Annotated in this window: 13 protein-coding genes; 12 read left to right on the top strand and 1 reads right to left on the bottom strand. The window is 46.1% G+C overall.

The genetic code is table 11. The features are described from left to right. Positions 1–9 precede the first annotated feature (9 nt). From MHH93_RS09360 to MHH93_RS09315, 10 genes are all read left to right on the top strand, one after another. A complete protein-coding gene (locus MHH93_RS09360) occupies positions 10–513 on the top strand; it encodes a phage holin family protein (RefSeq protein ID WP_500053821.1) in 504 nt (167 codons plus the stop codon). A 425-nt stretch (positions 514–938) separates the two neighbouring features. Continuing rightward, positions 939–1,886, top strand: coding sequence for a glycoside hydrolase family 25 protein (locus MHH93_RS09355; protein ID WP_500053820.1), 948 nt, complete (start codon positions 939–941; stop codon positions 1,884–1,886). 944 nt (positions 1,887–2,830) lie between these two features. Then, positions 2,831–4,477, top strand: coding sequence for an ABC transporter substrate-binding protein (locus MHH93_RS09350; protein ID WP_500054093.1), 1,647 nt, complete (start codon positions 2,831–2,833; stop codon positions 4,475–4,477). A 222-nt stretch (positions 4,478–4,699) separates the two neighbouring features. Next, positions 4,700–5,704, top strand: coding sequence for an ABC transporter permease (locus MHH93_RS09345; protein ID WP_339240246.1), 1,005 nt, complete (start codon positions 4,700–4,702; stop codon positions 5,702–5,704). 41 nt (positions 5,705–5,745) lie between these two features. Beyond that, on the top strand, positions 5,746–6,645 hold the full coding sequence (gene nikC / locus MHH93_RS09340) for a nickel transporter permease (RefSeq protein WP_339240247.1): 900 nt from the start codon (positions 5,746–5,748) through the stop codon (positions 6,643–6,645). 730 nt (positions 6,646–7,375) lie between these two features. Continuing rightward, complete coding sequence (htpG, locus tag MHH93_RS09335; protein WP_500053819.1) at positions 7,376–9,256, top strand: molecular chaperone HtpG; 1,881 nt, start codon at positions 7,376–7,378, stop codon at positions 9,254–9,256. Positions 9,257–9,947: 691 nt separating this feature from the next. Then, positions 9,948–11,363: a deoxyguanosinetriphosphate triphosphohydrolase family protein gene (locus MHH93_RS09330; RefSeq protein WP_440387359.1), complete on the top strand. Its 1,416-nt coding sequence runs from the start codon at positions 9,948–9,950 to the stop codon at positions 11,361–11,363. 21 nt (positions 11,364–11,384) lie between these two features. Then, positions 11,385–12,410, top strand: a complete 1,026-nt coding sequence (locus tag MHH93_RS09325) for an MsnO8 family LLM class oxidoreductase (RefSeq protein WP_500053818.1) — start codon at positions 11,385–11,387, stop codon at positions 12,408–12,410. Between the two features lie 285 nt (positions 12,411–12,695). Then, positions 12,696–14,408, top strand: a complete 1,713-nt coding sequence (locus MHH93_RS09320; RefSeq protein ID WP_500053817.1) for a methyl-accepting chemotaxis protein — start codon at positions 12,696–12,698, stop codon at positions 14,406–14,408. A 267-nt stretch (positions 14,409–14,675) separates the two neighbouring features. Further along, complete coding sequence (locus MHH93_RS09315) at positions 14,676–15,653, top strand: TRM11 family SAM-dependent methyltransferase (RefSeq protein WP_500053816.1); 978 nt, start codon at positions 14,676–14,678, stop codon at positions 15,651–15,653. 167 nt (positions 15,654–15,820) lie between these two features. Here the strand turns inward: MHH93_RS09315 and MHH93_RS09310 are convergent, their stop codons facing one another. Further along, a complete protein-coding gene (locus MHH93_RS09310; RefSeq protein ID WP_500053814.1) occupies positions 15,821–16,777 on the bottom strand; it encodes a D-2-hydroxyacid dehydrogenase in 957 nt (318 codons plus the stop codon). A gap of 206 nt (positions 16,778–16,983) precedes the next feature. Here MHH93_RS09310 and thpR point away from each other — a divergent pair, with 206 nt between their 5' ends. Together thpR and MHH93_RS09300 are read left to right on the top strand one after the other, a co-directional pair. Next, complete coding sequence (thpR, locus tag MHH93_RS09305; RefSeq protein ID WP_500053813.1) at positions 16,984–17,586, top strand: RNA 2',3'-cyclic phosphodiesterase; 603 nt, start codon at positions 16,984–16,986, stop codon at positions 17,584–17,586. 131 nt (positions 17,587–17,717) lie between these two features. Beyond that, positions 17,718–18,575: a cell wall hydrolase gene (locus MHH93_RS09300; RefSeq protein ID WP_500053812.1), complete on the top strand. Its 858-nt coding sequence runs from the start codon at positions 17,718–17,720 to the stop codon at positions 18,573–18,575. The last annotated feature ends 195 nt before the right edge of the window (positions 18,576–18,770 follow it).

Raw genomic sequence — 18,770 nt, 5'->3', positions numbered from 1 at the left:
GGTGAAACCATGGAACGATGGGATACCCTATGGAAATGGGGAGTTGCTCTCATGAGTAGCTCAGTAACCTACTTCTTCGGAGGTTGGTCAGGTGTTCTCGGCGTATTACTAGTGTTCGTCATCCTTGATTACCTAACCGGCATCGCGGCGGCGGGTATGAGTGGCAAGTTAGAAAGTAATGTCGGCATGTTCGGCATCGCGAGAAAGGTATTTATATTTGCAATGGTATCGGTGGCTCATCTGGTGGACGGTGTTCTGGGAGACGGACATTTGTTCAGGGATGCGGTCGCCTTTTTTTATATCGCAAATGAGTTGTTGTCCATTATTGAAAACGGGGGTAAGTTGGGCGCTCCGATTCCGCCTGTGATTAGACAGGCCATTGAAGTGCTCAAGGGCAAAGGGGGAACCGGGGAACTCCCCGGTACCTTCTCCCCAAGTGCCAAAGATTCTTTTTCACAGGCTGATCCGGACGACGACACAGAATCACGAACAACCAAAGATAACGATAAGTAGCGATTAATATTGCGAGTGTATAGTTGTGTTAAACATTTGTTGATTAGTAATAATGCAAATTAATCAAAACTAATCTGAATAATTCATGAGATATTATACATCTATACAGATTGAACTTAACATTTTCACACAATAACGGAGAGGACAGAAAAAAACTGAAAAAGCGAAGCTAAAAGCTTTCTGAAAGAAAGCTACTTCGTAAGCATAATCTCGCCTTTATCCCCCGGATTTTCCCCTTTATAAAGAGAATCAAAAAAATCCGGGGATAACAGCGATTGGAAGGTTATTCTGTCATCGGAGTGTCCGTGTGAACAAGGCTCAGTTCATTTCCAACACATCAAGGGACACGCACACAAGCAACTCCTGGTCCAACGGCATTAACTATATACAAACGGCAATTTTGCCGCATAAAGGGTGTGAGAAACATGCAAACGAGAAGTTCGGGCAACACACAGGGCATTGACGTCTCCCGATACCAGGGCAATATTGACTGGGCCAAGGTGAAGGCAAGTGGCATGACATTTGTATTCATCAAGGCAACCGAAGGACAGACGTATACCGATCCCAATTACCAGAAAAATGTAACAGGCGCACTGGCGGCGGGTATGCTGGTCGGAACATATCACTTCTTCCGCGCGACATCTACCGATGGTGCCAAAGCAGAAGCAACACATTATGCTAATACACTTAACAAAGTTGGAGGCGCCAAAGCTTTACAACTTCCGCCTGTCATGGACTACGAGAACAATCCTGGCAACCTGAGCAAAGCGCAGATGAATACGGTTGCCAAAGCTTTTTTAACCGAACTACAACGTCTTACAGGTGTAAAACCGATCATATACACGGGCAATTCATTTGCCGGGAATTTTGACACATCACTCAGCTCATACGATCTGTGGATCGCACGTTACAGCAACACCCGTGTACCGGACGACCAGGCGGCATGGAAACGTTGGACGTTCTGGCAGTATACGGATTCAGGCAAGGTGAATGGCATTAGTGGCAACGTGGATATGAATGAGTTCGAGGGCACAGCGGCACAACTCAGAGCAAGATACGCAGCAGCCACTCCGAAACCTCCGGAGCCATCCAATCCAACGAATCCAAGTCATCCGAATCCACCAACTGAACCACCGAAAGGGGGCGAACCGATGACAGCTGAAGAGAAAGCAGCGTTTGACGCGCTTAAATCCCAGGTCGACAAACTGCAGGCACGTCAGCAAATGGAAGTTCCAGTGTGGGCAAAGGCAGCTGTGGATGCAGCACTGGCATATGACACCAAAAATCCATTGTTCAGCATCGATAATGGGGCGAGTTATGATTTTTACCGTTTTATTACCGTGATGCATCGCAGAGGTTTGTTTAAAAAGTGAGCTGATTCTTAACAAATTAAAATGTTGATTTTATATAAATGTGGATTAAGTGGAGAAGGAACACGAGACGCTTTTTGTCGAACTGTGTTCCTTTTTTGTGCTTTGTGTAAGTAATATTAACGCATATAATAAAGTTGAAGACTTATGTCTGTAAATCTCTTGTCTAATTGATTAATGTGATGTAAAGTAAGTTACACGAAATTGTTTTTCACCACAGTTTATTTACACAATCCTCCTCATCATGACAAAACCATAACATATGAAGTTATTGTAATGTCTCCCTGTTGTACAATCCAACATCTCAAGATGACTCGTTCATACGTTATACACATCCAATCTGCAAGAGAAAACCACTGTTTTAAAAAACTTACACGATCTAAACATCCTAGCCTATGTTGAGTTTCTTTCGTCCGTATTGCAAACGATACCTAATCCAGCTCCCGCACTGCACACTCAAGACGACCCGCGACCCGCTCAAGGAACAGACATTATTGGTACCCAGCAGCGTAGTATCCATATGCCCATCTGTATTTCTAATCTAGTGACTTGAACTTGGTCTTACCGGTCCGTAAGCATTTGCTGTTTCTTATTGACCTTAGTTCAAATAAATCGCAACAATCTCATTCATTTTATTGCATAGAGTCATCTCACAAGGCACTTTGTTTTGTTGTACGTCTTCTTTTTCTATAAAAGTCATCGTCCATATCCGTAATCCATGTGCATGATGAACTGACCTTTACTTATATCCATTATCCATATTTCTCCCATACTTTTTTTACGTTTCATATACATGCCTTACTTTTCCCGGAACCTTAATTCAGGTATCAGAGGCATCTAAAGCCTTTTATATGATACATAGCACCAAACCGATAGCCAACATTGGAGATCTTTCATGCCAGCATCACACACATTATGAGACAGGGAAGGGTGTTGTACGTATGCGAATGAGAAAAAAATGGATGTCCGGTGTTCTAACGATGGCCTTAAGTACCGTATTGGTGTTGTCCGGTTGCTCCAGTAACGAGAGTGGAGAGAATACGCCTGCTCCGGCAGAAGGCACCGACCCTCCAACCGAAGCGGTAGCGCAGGATACGATGATCATGGGCCGTGGTGGGGATTCCGTTGCACTCGACCCGGCGATTGTAACCGATGGAGAGTCGCTGAAGATTGGACATCAGGTGTTTGATTCATTGCTGGATTACAAGGAAGGCGGAACAGAAGTCGTTCCTGGACTGGCAGAGAGCTGGGAGATTTCGGCGGATGGACTCAAGTATGTGTTTAAGCTGAAGTCCGGTGTGAAATTCCATGATGGAACTGACTTCAATGCGGAGGCTGTTGTGTTCAACTTCAACCGTTGGGGCGATCCGGCGAGTGAATATAAATTCGAAGGAGATTCCTTCGATTATTACGACTCCATGTTTGGTCCAGAGGACGGACGTGTGATCAAGGAAGTGAAGGCGACGGACGAGACTACGGTGGAGTTCACATTGAACCAGCCACAAGCGCCTTTCCTGCAAAATATTGCGATGACACCATTTGGCATTGCCAGTCCAACCGCGGTTCAGGAGAAAAAAGAAAACTTTAAGAGCGAACCTGTGGGCACGGGCCCATTTGTATTCAAAGAGTGGAAGCGTAACGACTCCATCACCCTGGAGAAAAACGCGGATTATTGGAAAGAAGGACTGCCGAAGCTGAATAAAGTTATCGTGCGTTCGATTCCGGACAATACGGCTCGCTTCAATGCCTTGCAAAACGGTGAGATTGATGTCATGGAAGACTTGAACCCGGACGATCTGTCCATCCTTGAAGGCAATAGCGAGTTGCAGAAGATTGAGCGTCCACCGTTTAACGTGGCTTATATCGGCTTCAACTTCAAGAAGGAACCATTTGATAATGTCAAAGTCAGACAAGCCCTCAACCATGCGGTGAACAAGCAGGCCCTTATTGATGCATTCTTTGCTGGACAAGCTGAGCCTGCTGTCAACCCGATGCCGCCAACACTGTGGGGATACAACGATACCATTGAGGATTACCCATATGATCTGGAAAAAGCAAAAGCTTTACTGGCCGAAGCTGGCTTCCCAGACGGATTGCCTGAACCAGTAACCTTCTATGCCATGCCGGTATCCCGCCCGTATATGCCTGATGGCAAGAAAGTAGCGGAAGCGATCCAGGCTGATTTTGAGAAAATTGGTGTGACCACCAACATCGAATCCCCAGAATGGGCGACGTATCTGGATGATGCCAAAGCCGGGGAGAAAGACGATATCTACATGCTCGGCTGGACGGGGGACAACGGGGACCCGGATAACTTCCTGTACACCTTGCTGGACAAAGACGCCATTCCAGGTAACAACCGCAGCTTCTATGTCAAAGAGGAGTTGCATGTATTGCTGACGGATGCGCAGAAAGAAACGGATCAGGAGAAACGTGCCGAGCTGTACAAACAAGCACAGGTGATTATCAAGGAAGACGCACCGTGGATTCCACTCGTGCACACCACGCCAATTCTGGCGGGTAAATCGAACCTGAAAGGTTTTGTACCATCTCCGCTGGGCAGTGAATCCTATGCTGGTGCCTACTTCGAATAATACAGACGTAAACTGAGCTTATCCATTTCAGGATAACGTAGTGTACAGAATCACTCTGAAGATGGCGCTGGACTCAGAGTAATGAAGTGTAACTTCTTTCTATCAAAGCGCTGGTGAGACGCAATGCTTGGCAGAACCCACATCCGGACGTAACTATCCAAAGCATGCGTATCTGCCAGCGCTTTTTATTTTGCATGATATGTCGAAGGCAGGTGAACAGGATTGAACAGCTATATTGTCAAACGTGTGCTTGTGTTGCTGCCCGTGCTGCTGGGCATGACCCTGATTGTCTTTTCCATCATCCACGCCATTCCGGGTGATCCGGCCGAGACCATACTTGGGCAAAAGGCAACCGAACAATCCAAGCAGGCCCTCCGTGACCAGCTCGGTCTGGATAAACCCTGGTTCCAGCAATATTTCGCCTACTTGGGCGATTTGATCAAAGGCGACCTCGGAACATCCATCCGCACCAAGGTGCCTATTGCCCAGGAAATTGTGCCTTATCTGACAGCAACCCTTGAATTAACGATGGCAAGTATGTTGTTTGCTGTCATTATCGGAGTGAATGCCGGGATTATCAGTGCATGGAAGCACAACTCCTGGTTTGATTATTGCTGCATGGTTATTGCTCTAGTGGGTGTATCGATGCCGATCTTCTGGCTCGGTTTGATGGAACAATGGCTGTTTGCAAACAAATTGCAGTGGCTGCCATCCATTGGGCGCATGAATGCACGTGATCCGGTGGAAGCCATTACGGGCTTGTATGTGCTGGACACGATGATCGCTGGACAATGGAATCAGTTGTGGACCGTAACGAAACATTTGTTGCTTCCGAGTATAGCGCTGGGCACCATTCCAATGGCCGTTATTGCCCGGATGACCCGTTCCAGCATGCTGGAAGTGATGAGTTCCGATTACATTCGTACTGCAAAAGCCAAGGGACTGGGTCCGTTTTTTGTCGTATATGGACATGCCCTTAAAAATGCGTTTATTCCCGTGCTTACGGTTATCGGCATCCAGACCGGATCGTTGCTCGGGGGTGCGGTGTTGACCGAAACGATCTTTGCTTGGCCGGGCGTGGGACGTTATATATATGAAGCGATTAGTTCGCGGGACTACCCGGTGATCCAGAGTGGCATTCTGATCGTGGCATTCTTTTTCGTGGTGATCAATCTGATTGTGGACTTACTCTACGCCGTGTTCGATCCTCGGATTAGTTATAAATAGGGAATTCATTAATCATTCATATCCCAGAAAGGAGACGCCGCATGGCCAAATTATCGACCAATACCGGACCATCCATTGAAGCTGCATCGGCGAGCACAGCCGGTCCATGGCGGGAAGCGTGGAGAACGTTTCGGAAGAATCGGCTTGCGCTTGCGGGCTTGATTATTATCGTGTTTTTTATCCTGTTGGCCTTCCTCGCACCATATATCGCACCTTACGATTACAAGGAACAGGTGCTGGTGGATCGGCTTCAGGCTCCTTCGGCAGAGCATTGGTTTGGTACGGATGATCTGGGGCGCGACGTGTTTTCCAGAGTGCTGCATGGAGCGCGCATTTCATTGTGGGTGGGATTTTTCTCTGTCATTGGTTCCATTATCGCGGGCACGCTGCTTGGTCTGATTGCCGGATTTTATGGAAAATGGGCGGACATGCTCATCTCGCGTCTATTTGATATCTTGCTCGCCTTTCCGGGGATATTGCTCGCCATCGCCATTGTGGCGATACTGGGCCCGTCATTGCAAAATGCGCTGCTCGCCATCGCTATCGTGAACATCCCGACTTACGGAAGGTTGGTGCGTTCACGTGTACTCAGCTTGAGACAGGAGGAATTCATTACGTCGGCGCGGACACTGGGAGCAGGCAACGGGCGAATCTTGTTTCGCCATATCTTGCCCAATAGTCTTACTCCACTGATCGTGCAGGGTACACTAGGGATTGGAACGGCGATTATCGAAGCTGCTGCACTCGGATTTCTGGGCATGGGCGCGCAACCACCCGACCCGGAATGGGGTAAAATGCTGTCAGACTCCCGTCAGTTTATACAAAAAGCACCGTGGACACTCATCTTCCCCGGCGTTTCCATCATGTTGACCGTTCTCGGCTTCAACCTTATGGGTGATGGACTGCGCGATACCCTTGATCCGAAAATGGCGAAAAAGTAGAATTTTCTACCATACCAACAGACACATTACAATCTTTCACCTTGCCGGTTCGAACTTTGGTTCGGAGCGGCTTTTGTTTTACCTACGGGATTACGTTAAAATGATTAGTGATGTGCAAAAGTGAAGGGTTAGTCGATCTTTTTGTTAAAATAACCCCCTGCGTATTGACACCCAATTTTCCCATATGTTATATAAAAGGAAGGGTTTAGCACTCCGATCATTAGAGTGCTAACAAATGAAGTTTTTACTACACGCCTACATATGGAATGATTCTGTTTTTGAAAATAAATATTGAACCTGAGGAGGTCATGCAGAGCCAACGGGCGCTACAGACCTGAAGAAGCAAAATGTTTGCTTATCAACAGAATCCATTTAATAGAAGGCTCTAATCCTCAAACAAGTTCCTGATCAAATGCGAAGTAGTGCAGGGGACGAAATCGATTTGGAGGAAGCGAAGCGTTCGCCTTTATCACCGAGTTTCTCCCTTTTCAAAAGGGAATCAAAGAAATTCGGGGATAACAGCGATCCGAAAAACGATTCGTAACCGGAACGGCTACATTGCTGAACGTCATGCATTTTGAAGATTGGCTATTCTAGTGGATCTGATGATCAAGTGTTGAGCTTCGAATGATTTTCTGTCACTCGTAAGTTTTGTATGAGAAACTCAAGGTTTGCTTTCTATTTTCAATCCAATCATTCGATATCCAATCTGAAAGGAGTCCAACCATTCATGGCTAAAAAAGAATTCCAGGCAGAATCCAAACGTTTGCTGGATATGATGATCAACTCCATTTACACCCAAAGAGAAATCTTTTTGAGAGAATTGATCTCCAACTCCAGTGACGCTATCGATAAAATTTATTACAGAGCACTTACTGATGATTCACTCGTTTTCAACAAAGAGGACTACTTCATCAAGCTCACCATTGACAAAGAAAACCGCACGCTCACACTGACGGATACCGGAATCGGGATGACGCAGGAAGAGCTGGAGAACAATCTGGGCGTTATCGCGAAGAGTGGTTCCCTGGCGTTCAAGAAGGAAAATGAAGCCAAAGACGGCCACAACATCATCGGACAATTCGGGGTTGGTTTCTACTCGGCATTTATGGTGGCGGACAAGCTGACCGTAACGAGTAAAACGCTGGGCAGCGACGAGGCTTGGAAATGGGAGTCCGAAGGCGCAGATGGATACACCATTACACCGGCTGAGAAAGATTCCGTAGGTACAGAGATCGTCCTGACGATCAAAGAAAATACCGAAGAAGATTCGTATGACGAATTTTTGGAAGAGTACCGCCTGAGATCCATCATTAAGAAATACTCTGACTTCATTCGCTATCCGATCAAGATGGATGTAACGGGTCAACGTCCGAAAGAGGGCACGGAGAACGAGTTCGAAGAATACCAAGAAGAACAAACCGTGAACAGCATGGTGCCGATCTGGCGTAAAAATAAAAGCGAGTTGACCGAAGAAGATTACAATAACTTCTATATGGAAAAACGCTACGGTTTTGACAAACCGCTCAAACACCTGCACATCAGCGCAGATGGCGCAGTGGTGTACAATGCCATCCTGTTTATCCCGGAGAACACGCCGTTTGATTACTATACTAAAGAGTATGAAAAAGGCCTTGAGCTCTACTCTAACGGTGTATTGATCATGGATAAATGCGGGGATCTGTTGCCAGATTACTTCGGATTTGTCAAAGGTATGGTGGATTCGGAAGACCTGTCCCTGAACATCTCCCGTGAGATGTTGCAACATGACCGTCAGCTTAGCCTGATCGCGAAGAACATTAAGAACAAAATCAAGAGCCAATTGCAAAGCCTGTTGAAAGACGAGCGTGAGAACTACGAGAAGTTCTACCAAGCGTTTGGTCGTCAATTGAAATATGGTGTATACAGTGACTATGGTGTGAACAAGGATACATTGCAGGATCTGCTGTTATTCACGTCTTCCAAAGAGGGCAAACTCGTGAGCCTGGACGAATACGTCTCCAGAATGCCGGAAGATCAGAAGTACATCTATTATGCATCCGGTGAGTCCATTAGCCGTATTGAGAAGCTGCCACAGATCGAGGGTGTCCTTGAGAAAGGGTACGAAGTACTGTACTTTACCGATGACATCGACGAGTTCGCAATCAAGATGATCATGAACTACAAGGAGAAAGAATTCAAATCCATCTCCAGTGGTGACCTGGGTATCGAAGATAGCGCGGACCAAGAAGAAACGGACGCTCAGGACAACGACAACAAAGAGCTGTTTGAAGCAATGCAAGCTCAATTGGCGGGTAAAGTCAAAGCCGTTAAAGCTTCGAAACGTCTCAGAAGCCACCCGGTATGTTTGTCTACTGAAGGTGAGCTGACGATTGAGATGGAGAAAATCCTGAAAGCTATGCCGAACAGTGAAAACGTACAAGCCGACAAAGTGCTTGAAATCAACGTGAATCACGATGTATTCAAATCGCTGAAAGACGCTTTCGCACAGGATCAGGAGAAACTGAACCTCTACACAAGTCTGCTGTACCATCAAGCATTGCTGATCGAGGGATTGCCAATTCAGGACCCAGTAGAGTTCACCAACGATATCTGCAAAGTTATGGTGTAACAATCCGGCCTACAAGGGTGTAATAACATCCTTGATGCAAACATTCACACCGCTTCAAGAAGTTAAATGGCGGCGTGAGCATTAAGGCTAGAAGTTAAATTACTTCGATGCATGCACCATAATCAACCGACAGGGCATTTCCGTCCTGTCGGTTTTTGTTTTTTTACCCACACCGGGGAGGGTGCAGGGGAGGCAGACTATCATTGCAGCGATGAATGAACATCTTAATGGATTCCTTAGCCGTTCAAAGTTTTGAATAATTCCCCCTTTATAGGGAATGCAATGTCATTTAGATCAGGTGTGAATCAAACCGCCAAAAGTAGTGAAGGGGACGGAATCGATTCTGAAGAAGCGAAGCGTTCGCCTTTATTCCCGAATTTCTCCCTTTCTAAAGGGAATCAAAGAAATTTGGGAATAACAGCGATCATAAGAACGATCCGTAACCGAAACGGCCACGCAAACGGCATAGGTCACTTTTTTCATCATTAGTCACGATAGTGGATTTCAATATAGAATCATGATCATTTAGGTGCACGGATGATAGTCTGACAGGGTATAATAAAAGAATAGGACTGTTTATTACAAAATGATGTAAGAAGAGATGACAATCGCAGACAGGTTTTACTTTTCGAAACCACAGATGTTGTGTATAATCACTCAAAATAGAGACAGTCGGCTAGGAGTGATCCCCATGCAATGGAACGATCTGAGAGAACATAGACAATATCCTGAACTAACCAAATTGGATGGATCTCGTGCAGCATATGAACGGGACTATTCCAGACTCATTCATTCACCGACCTTCCGTCGGTTACAAGGCAAATCGCAGGTGTTTGGCGCAGGAACGGGTGATTATTATCGTACTCGGTTGACCCATTCCCTGGAGGTGGCACAGATTGCACGTGAGGCTGCCCGAAGCCTAATTCGTCGTTTCCCCGAAGTGGACTGGGATCGGGCCGAGAACCCCGGTCTTATTATTGATTCAGAAGTGGTGGAGTGCGCTGCAATCGCACATGATTTCGGCCACCCGCCGTTTGGACATAAAGGTGAAGAAGTGTTGGACGGCATTCTGGATGACCTCATTAACACCGAGGCTAAGAAAATCATGAAAAAAAGCCGCAGTGCCAAAGTTCCCAAGGTAGAGTCTGAAGTCCGTGCCGAGTTAAAACGGAAATACGAGCATTTTGAAGGAAATGCACATAATTTCCGCCTTATTATGCATTTGGAGAAGCGTGAAGATATCGACGGACTGAATCTGTCTGATGCGGTATTGCTTGGAATCAACAAGTATCCGTACCCTGGCACGGAGAGCAAGAAAGGCATGTACCATCATGAATGGCAATATATCCGTGAAATTCGCGATCGCTGGAACGTGCCGACAGGCAAGAAGACACTGGAAGCGCAGCTGATGGACCTTTGCGACGATATTGCGTACTCCTCACATGACCTGGAGGATGGTATCAAAGCAGGCAAAATTGAAGTACATGAGCATTTCCTGCAAGATCCGCATGTGAATCGACTGATTGTGGATAAGATTACAACGCTGGAGGATCTGTTCTGGAACGGATGGACCCGAGAAGCCATTGGGCAAAAGGTAGAAGAGGTGCTTGCTTCGTTCCTGCGCATCTGGAATGAGAAGATGCCATTCTGCGAGCATGATTACTCGCGTACCCGCCGGGAAGTGAAAGCGTACTGGGTGAGCTTTTTTGTGGGCAGCCTGGGCGTTATTGACGACGGTGACTGGAAGAAGGTAACCTTTGTCCGTGAAGGGGCTGAAGATCTTGATATGCTGCGTACGGTGAGTGTACTCAAGAGTTTTGCCTGGGTGACGATGATCCGCGATCTGCGTGTGCAGCGGCTGCAGAAGCGCAGTGAGTGGATGATTAAGCGGTTATGGGATGCATTCCTCGATCCGGAAACGTCCAAATCCATTATTCCATCCGACTGGCTGCAACGTTATGAGAAGGATCAAGCCAAAGCCCAACCCATCTGGACCTGGGAACACATGGTGATTGATTATATTGCAGGAATGACGGATGCATTTGCCGAGAAAATATATAATGAACTCTACGGTCTGAAGGTGGGTTCCATCTACGATTTGGATTAGAGTTAACCGATATATAGGGAGATGAGACGCTTGGCTACAAGAATGAGTGAGACGTTCAGTCTGGGCGTACTTGACCTTGTTCCAAGGTTAAACGATGCCTCAGCGGAACAGGCACTTCAACAATCGGTGACACTTGCGCAACATGCCGAGGCTTGGGGATACGCCCGATACTGGACATCCGAGCATCATGATATGGCTGAACTGGCATCGGCCTCTCCCGAAGTACTGCTATCCCACATCGGAGCAAGAACGTCAACGATCCAACTTGGCTCTGGCGCGGTCCTGTTGCCCCATTACAGCCCGCTCAAAGTTGCAGAGTCATTCCGTCTGCTGGCGACGCTCTATCCTGGGCGCGTCGAGCTTGGGCTCGGACGTGCTCCTGGCGGTGGACCTCATGCGACGATGGCACTTAGTGGCAATTACTTGCAACATGTGTCCAAGCTGCCCGAATCACTCACAGCACTGACGGAACTGCTGGAAGATCGATATTCCTACGAAGATCATCCCGTGACGGCCAGGCCAATTCCCAAGCTCCCGTTATCGCTCTGGATGCTGGGAACTAACGTGAAGAGCGCAGAATTTGCGGCACGGTTTGGTATGGGATATGTCTTTGGTCAATTCATGAGTGATGCAGATGGTACAGAGGCTGTCAGACGATACCGAGAAGGATTTATTCCCAGTGCAACGATGAAGGAGCCTGAGGTTATGGTGGCAGTCAGCGTATTGTGTGCGGAGTCAGAAAAGGATGCCTTGGCCTGGAGTCGTGACATGGCGGAGAGACGTAAGGTAGATGGGAAAGAACGTTTAAGCGAGCTGAATTCGAGTGGTATCGGAGTCTCCCACACGAATGATACAACCAGTACTGATCATAATGAGTCGGTGCGTCACTATGCAGGTACTGCCGAGCAGGTATGGGCTCGATTGCAACAGGTAAGTCGCAAGCTGGGTACGGAGAAGTTGCTTCTGGTTACGGCAGGACCAGATTATGAGCGCAGGCTGGACTCTTATCGATTGCTGGCTGATCATAAGACCGCCATCCTGAAGTAGGCCGATTAGTTTAAGATACAAGCCGTTGAAATTTGGATAAACCGAAGAACTACAGATCAGGAAAATTCCGAATGCTGCAGTTCTTCGGTTTTACTTTGTAGAATTTCGACAATTATTTACAATATCAAGCATCTTAATAACAAAATAATGTTATACTACTTTACGTCTATTTTCCTATCTATATAATATAGATATGTTCTTTTGACAAGAGGTCAAAAGAAGGGGAAAAACAATGACAAAAGCACCTGAATTCGGGATGACCGAAGGGGTCAAGGGGGAGATCATATGTTCAGCAGATTCAAGATCAAGAGTATCGGTCTGCGTATCAGCATCGCGTTTTACTTGTTAATCCTCTGTTTGATTGTTTTAAGTGTCACGATTGTCACCCGGATGAATTCAATTGAATCCAACACAAATGAAATCACGAACAATTGGATGCCCTCTATTCAACAAATTAATCGGTTAAACTATACCACAGAGCATGTCCTGTCATTAAGTTATCGTCATTTTGACGCGGATGAAACAGACAAGGCATCCTTGTCAGAAGAGCGTACCAAGTATATTCGTGAAACGACGCAGGCGATTAAAATCTATGATCAGCAGGAGAAGTCTTCGGAAGAGCTCGAACATTGGAATGCGTTTAAGAACAAATGGGAAGCGTATCTCAAGATTAATACGCAAGCGATCAAGCTGAGTGATGAGGGTCAGACACAGCTGGCGAAGGAAGTTGCTGATAAGGGTGCGGATTCCTTTGACACCATGCAAGTCGATCTCGATTATCTCGTGGAATACAATCAGAAACAGTCTGACATTGCGGCGTCCCAAACGATCAGATCGGTGCAGGATGGTAGACTAATCATTATTATCGGTGTTCTGGTCATGATTGTCATTACAGCGATCAGCATTCCGATTATTCGTTCACAGGTTGTGAAACCACTGCTACGTGTGATTAGCGCGGTGAAACTGATTGCAGAAGGCCAATTGAATGTTCAGGATATACATACTAAACATGAGGATGAAGTCGGCGTTCTAGCCAAAGCAGTGAATGATATGAAAGGTAACCTGACTTCCATGGTACTAAGCGTCAGACGAATTGCGGAAGCTGTCAATCAGCAGAGTGGGGAATTGGCAATCTCCTCCGAAGAGGTTAAGATTGGTAGTCGCCAAATTGCTGTGACCATGGAAGAGTCAGCCAAGGCTGCGGAGAGCCAGGCAGAGACAGCTGTGGAATCAGCCCGTACGGTTGAAGCATTGAATGATCACATTCAGAATCATACGGAGCAGGGCAGCCAGCTGCGCGTTATGTCGGATCTTGTACTGGAGCAAGGACTGAATGGTCGCAAAGCGATGGAACAGTCCGTGCAGCAGATGCAACAGATTTCCGGCTCGGTCTCGGCTTCCATGGACAAAATGGAACGGTTAAATCGTAAAAATGAAGATATTTCCAAGCTGGTTCAAGTCATTCATGACATTGCACGCCAAACCAATCTGCTGGCATTGAATGCCTCCATTGAGGCAGCCCGTGCAGGAGAGAGTGGACGCGGATTCGCCGTAGTGGCATCCGAAGTGCGGAAGTTATCTGAAGCTGTGCAGACTTCGGTCGAAGAGATCACGGCGATTACCGAGGATATTCAGCAGGAATCACAAGGGGTAGTTGCGGAATTGCGTACTGGCGTTCAGGAGACCGAACTGGGTCAGGAACATGTACTTGCTTCAGGTCAACTCTTCCGTACAATTAATGAATCGGTGGAAGGCATGGTTGGTGTCATCAGTACGATGACAGATGGTCTCGCAGGTATGCAGGAAGCAAGCGGACGAATGAATGATTTCAGTCAGCAGATTTCTGCTGTTTCGGAAGAATCGGCAGCGAGTGTGGAAGAAGTTTCTGCATCGGCGGAAGAGCAGGTAAGTTCCATGGAGACCATTAGTGGCAACATTCAAAGTCTGAAAGAATTATCGGAAGATTTGCTTACATCCATTGAAAAATTAAAAATCTAACCTTCTTCTTATAATAGAAGAAGCTGGAATCACACAAGCGGCTATTGGTGAGAATCTCAAAATAAAGTAAGGCGTTCCTCAATAAGGGGAACGTCTTATTTTTATCTTTTCAATAGAACCGTGCAAAAAAAGGAGAGTTGTCTAGTGGTCTAACATTGTATACAATGACTACCTGAAGCTTACGTAACAGCCGATATTGGATGGATCTACAATGAGCTACTATTTATATAGAAGGAACATGATTAATGAAGGAAGGAGAGGGGAATTTTGCCTGATGAAACACTTGACATTTATACTACTTCCAGGAAATACCTCTATACCTTTGCTTGTCACGAGAACGAGCGCGAATTGTGCATGCTGGAGCTGAAAACGCTGCTTGAACCGGCTTCGGAGATTCGTATGGATACGGGGGCGTATGTGCGTTCTGAACGACGTATACCACCTGGACGCAGTCCTTTTATCCATGGCAGATTAGATGTGATCGGTGAAGGGGACACGGTGACTGATCTGCTTCCTCTTGCCAAAGAGATCCTGCTGCTGCCAGAAGAGACATTTAAGGTAGTTTGCCTGAAAGAAGGGGATCATGCTCCTGATTATGCACAATCTCGTCAACTGGAAAAAGAAGTCGGCATGTGCATTAAAGGAAAAGCGCAGATGAAGCAACCTAAGGTGACTTTCGGCCTAATTCGAACAGGACAAAAATGGATCTTGGGCCAGTGGACAGAAGCGGACCGATCATGGCAGATTCATCGCCAGAAACCACAAAATTACTCAACTGGATTTGGCATCACGCTTGCCAGAGCCCTGGTTAATATTGCTGTTCCAGACGTGGAAAACCATCGGTTGCTTGATCCTTGCTGCGGTATGGGTACGGTTGTTATTGAGGCTTTATCCATGGGGATCGATACGAAAGGTAACGATCTGAATCCGCTGGCTGTCCGAGGTGCACGTATCAATCTTCCGCATTATGGATATGATCCGGATCGAATCACATTGGGGGATATGAATGCATTGCAAGATTGGTATGATGCTGCAATTCTGGACATGCCCTATAATCTCTGTTCTGTACTTCCAGATGCTGAGCAACGAGCCATGCTGGAGAGCTTGCGCAGATTGGTCAAACGGGCCGTGGTTGTTTCCACAGAGTGGGTAGAAGATCATTTGTTGGAAGCAGGATGGATGGTAAAAGAGTACCGAACAGTAAACAAAGGAACGTTTATACGTCATATTTGGCTTTGTATGTAAGCGTAAAAAAACAAAAACTCTACCTCTAAGGAAATTTCCAGAGGTAGAGTTTTTTTACTGTGTACATTTTAATTGAACTAACGATTTACACGAGAAACGTAGAGGACAGAAATAACCTGAAGAAGAAAGTTGATTTGCACAATATTGCATGGGAACGGATGTTTGTGTTAATATTTATGACTATAATCCACCAGATTAAGCGGAAGTGTCTGGCCAGCTACATAAGCTTCCAGATTTTTGACGAAAATATCGAGGGCACGATCCGTGTATTGCTCTGTACTTCCTGCAATATGTGGCGTCATTAAGACGTTATCCATGCCCCATAACGGATGGTCTGCCGGAAGTGGTTCTTCTTCGAACACGTCCAGTGCAGCGAATGCAATCTGGCCGTTCTGGAGTGCATCTAGCAAGGCTTCCGTTTTCACACTTGGGCCCCGGCCTACATTGACGAAGCAGGCACCTGATTTGAAATGCTCAAATGCAGTTTGATCATATATATGTTTGGTTTCATCGGTCAACGGTAAAATGTTAATCACATAATCACCTTGGCTCAAGGCATCATGCAACCCGGTCATGTCGTACATCTGATCCACGTTAGGGACATCTTTACCTGAGCGACGAACTCCGATCGTACGCATGCCGAGTGCTTTGAGAATGCGGGCTGTTTCGGTTCCGATCTCACCTACACCAACGATGACCGCTGTTTTGCCGTGCAGTTCTGGCAGTGGTTTGGCGGGAGCTTTCCATTCGGACTGTTGTTGATGCAACATGGCTTGTCTCAGCCAGCGACTGTGAGACAACATCATGCCAAGAATAATCTCGGTGATCGGAATCGCGTGAACTCCATTTGCACTGGTGACCTGAATGTTTTTGTGCTGCAAATCTCCGAAGGGAAGATTGTCCACACCTGCGGACCAGACCTGAACCCACTTCAACAGACTGTCCTGTTTCAAAGCATGTTCAGTGACAAGGGGGGACCAGCCGAGAATAATTTCAGCCTCTTTCAACGCTGCGGGGTCCAATTCCTTGGCTTTTCCGAGTTTTAGGGTGTATCCCGGTGCAGCATTCTGAATGCGTTGTTGCTGTGCTTCAGATAGAGATGGAAAACATACAATTTTACCCATAATGTGTGGTCCTCCTGAGATAAATAGTTTGATCAAATTGATAATTAAAGTGTATCAGATTTGATGTTGGATGTGCATAAGGTGGGAAATGCAGGAATCTAGCCTTATTTGCAAATGGTTAACTTTGTGTCACTCTATACTTACCCAACTTGAAACGATATGTATAGTTATGAAATAATAGAGCGAACTTTAGAGAGGTGTATGCAATGAATAACCAATCGCATCAGGATCATGCATCCCGGCGGGAAAGATTGTTTGTAGCCATTCGTCTTCCTGTTGCTGTACAGCAGTCTCTTCAGATGGATGCGAGGCTTGTACAGAACAAGCTTGATTTTCGTAAATGGACAGATCATAGAGATTATCATATAACCTTGCAATTTCTTGGGGATACATTCGTTAGTGACATTGGACATCTTCGTAAAGCCTTACGCGCGGTAGCTGTTGAATGTCAGGCTTTCGAACTCCAGCTTTCAGATTGGGGTACGTTTGGACTTGAAGAAGCGCCAAAAGTGCTATGGAAAGGTGTTAGCGGAGAGGTAGATCGTTTGATATCATTGCAAAAAAAAATCGTACAGGCTACATCTACCCTTGGATTTGAAGCTGAACTAAGACCTTATGCTCCCCACATTACCATTGCCAGAAAATATCTGGGACAGATTCCAGGTAATGAAAATAAAGGGATATCAGGGGTCCTTCCGGAACATTCCACAGGAGTTAATTCATGGATGGTGGAGGAGATTGTACTTTATGTGACAAGGCTGGGACAATCGCCAATGTATGAGGTAGTGGATACGTTTTCTTTTTCCTGATAATCATTTTTATGCCATAAAATCACATTGACATTACGTTTATCCCTATGTAATATTAGCCATCGTTATTCAAATTCTTTTTTTTTGGGTTACTTAGATAAGGGAATTGTTTCGACAGGAGGAATCTTCGAATGAACATTATAAGCAAGAATCGTTGGGTAGCACCGATGTTATCAGTGCTGCTTGTATGTATAGTGGGGGTAAATGTCGTTCAGGCGACGGGGAAGTGGAATGAAGCTAGTGATAGTAAACAGATGACCGAGCTTGCGGCTTCTGTGCAAAATAAACAAACATCTGCGCAAGATGAGAGGCGCATGATGGAAGATGGGACAAGTCTGTCTTCTAATCTGTCTGCCCATACTGTAGCGTGGACTGAATCTCTGCCAGCCAAGAACTGGCTGACGACTGCTCAAGAAAAGCAGCAATTGCAAGAAGCCAAGGCCAAGAACAAAGCTAGAGCAATAGCTGCGGCCAAAGCCAAAAAAGAAGCTGCACTGAAATTGGCCAAAGTGAAACGTGCCAAAGAAGTCGCTGCTGTAACAACTCCCCCCAAAAAACTATACTTTACGCGGACCAAACTTTTGAGCCAGGATGAATCGAAACTCGCAACCTGGTCATACAGTGTGTCCGATAAAGAACTGCATCTGCTGCAAAAAATCGTCATGGCAGAGGCGGAAGGTGAACCGTACGAAGGCAAAGTGGCAGTTGCCAATGTTGTCTTAAACCGGCTGCGGTCAGCCAATTTTCCCGATACCATTTACAAGGTCATCTATCAGAAATCCCAGTTCAGTCCTGTAGCGAACGGACGTTTGAAACGTGTGGTTCCCAACGAGGACAGTATCAAAGCAGTGAATGCTGCACTGAACGGGAAGAAGGAAGTTGCCGATGATACGTATTATTTTTTATCATTGACACTTGCCGACGATCTGACAGTTGCCCGCTCGCAGAAAAAAGTAAAAACGATCGGTCATCATACTTTTTACAAGTAATCGACCTGTAAATTCTGCAAACAGGCAGGGTAGTTAACTATGTGAGCATCACTTAGCCCTTTAAAAAGCCTGAATCGTAGTTTTATTTCGGTATTTAAAATATCGTTATACTTTAAATTACCCTTTTTTCTGCCAAATCATACGGTGCAATCCATGAAAATAAAAGAAGGTTCCCTTCCAAAAATTCGGAAGGGA

Source organism: Priestia sp. FSL H7-0729 (assembly GCF_038005685.1).
GTDB lineage: Bacteria > Bacillota > Bacilli > Paenibacillales > Paenibacillaceae > Paenibacillus.
Note: the sequence above shows the minus strand (reverse complement) of the source record. Positions and strands in the feature narration are given on the sequence as shown.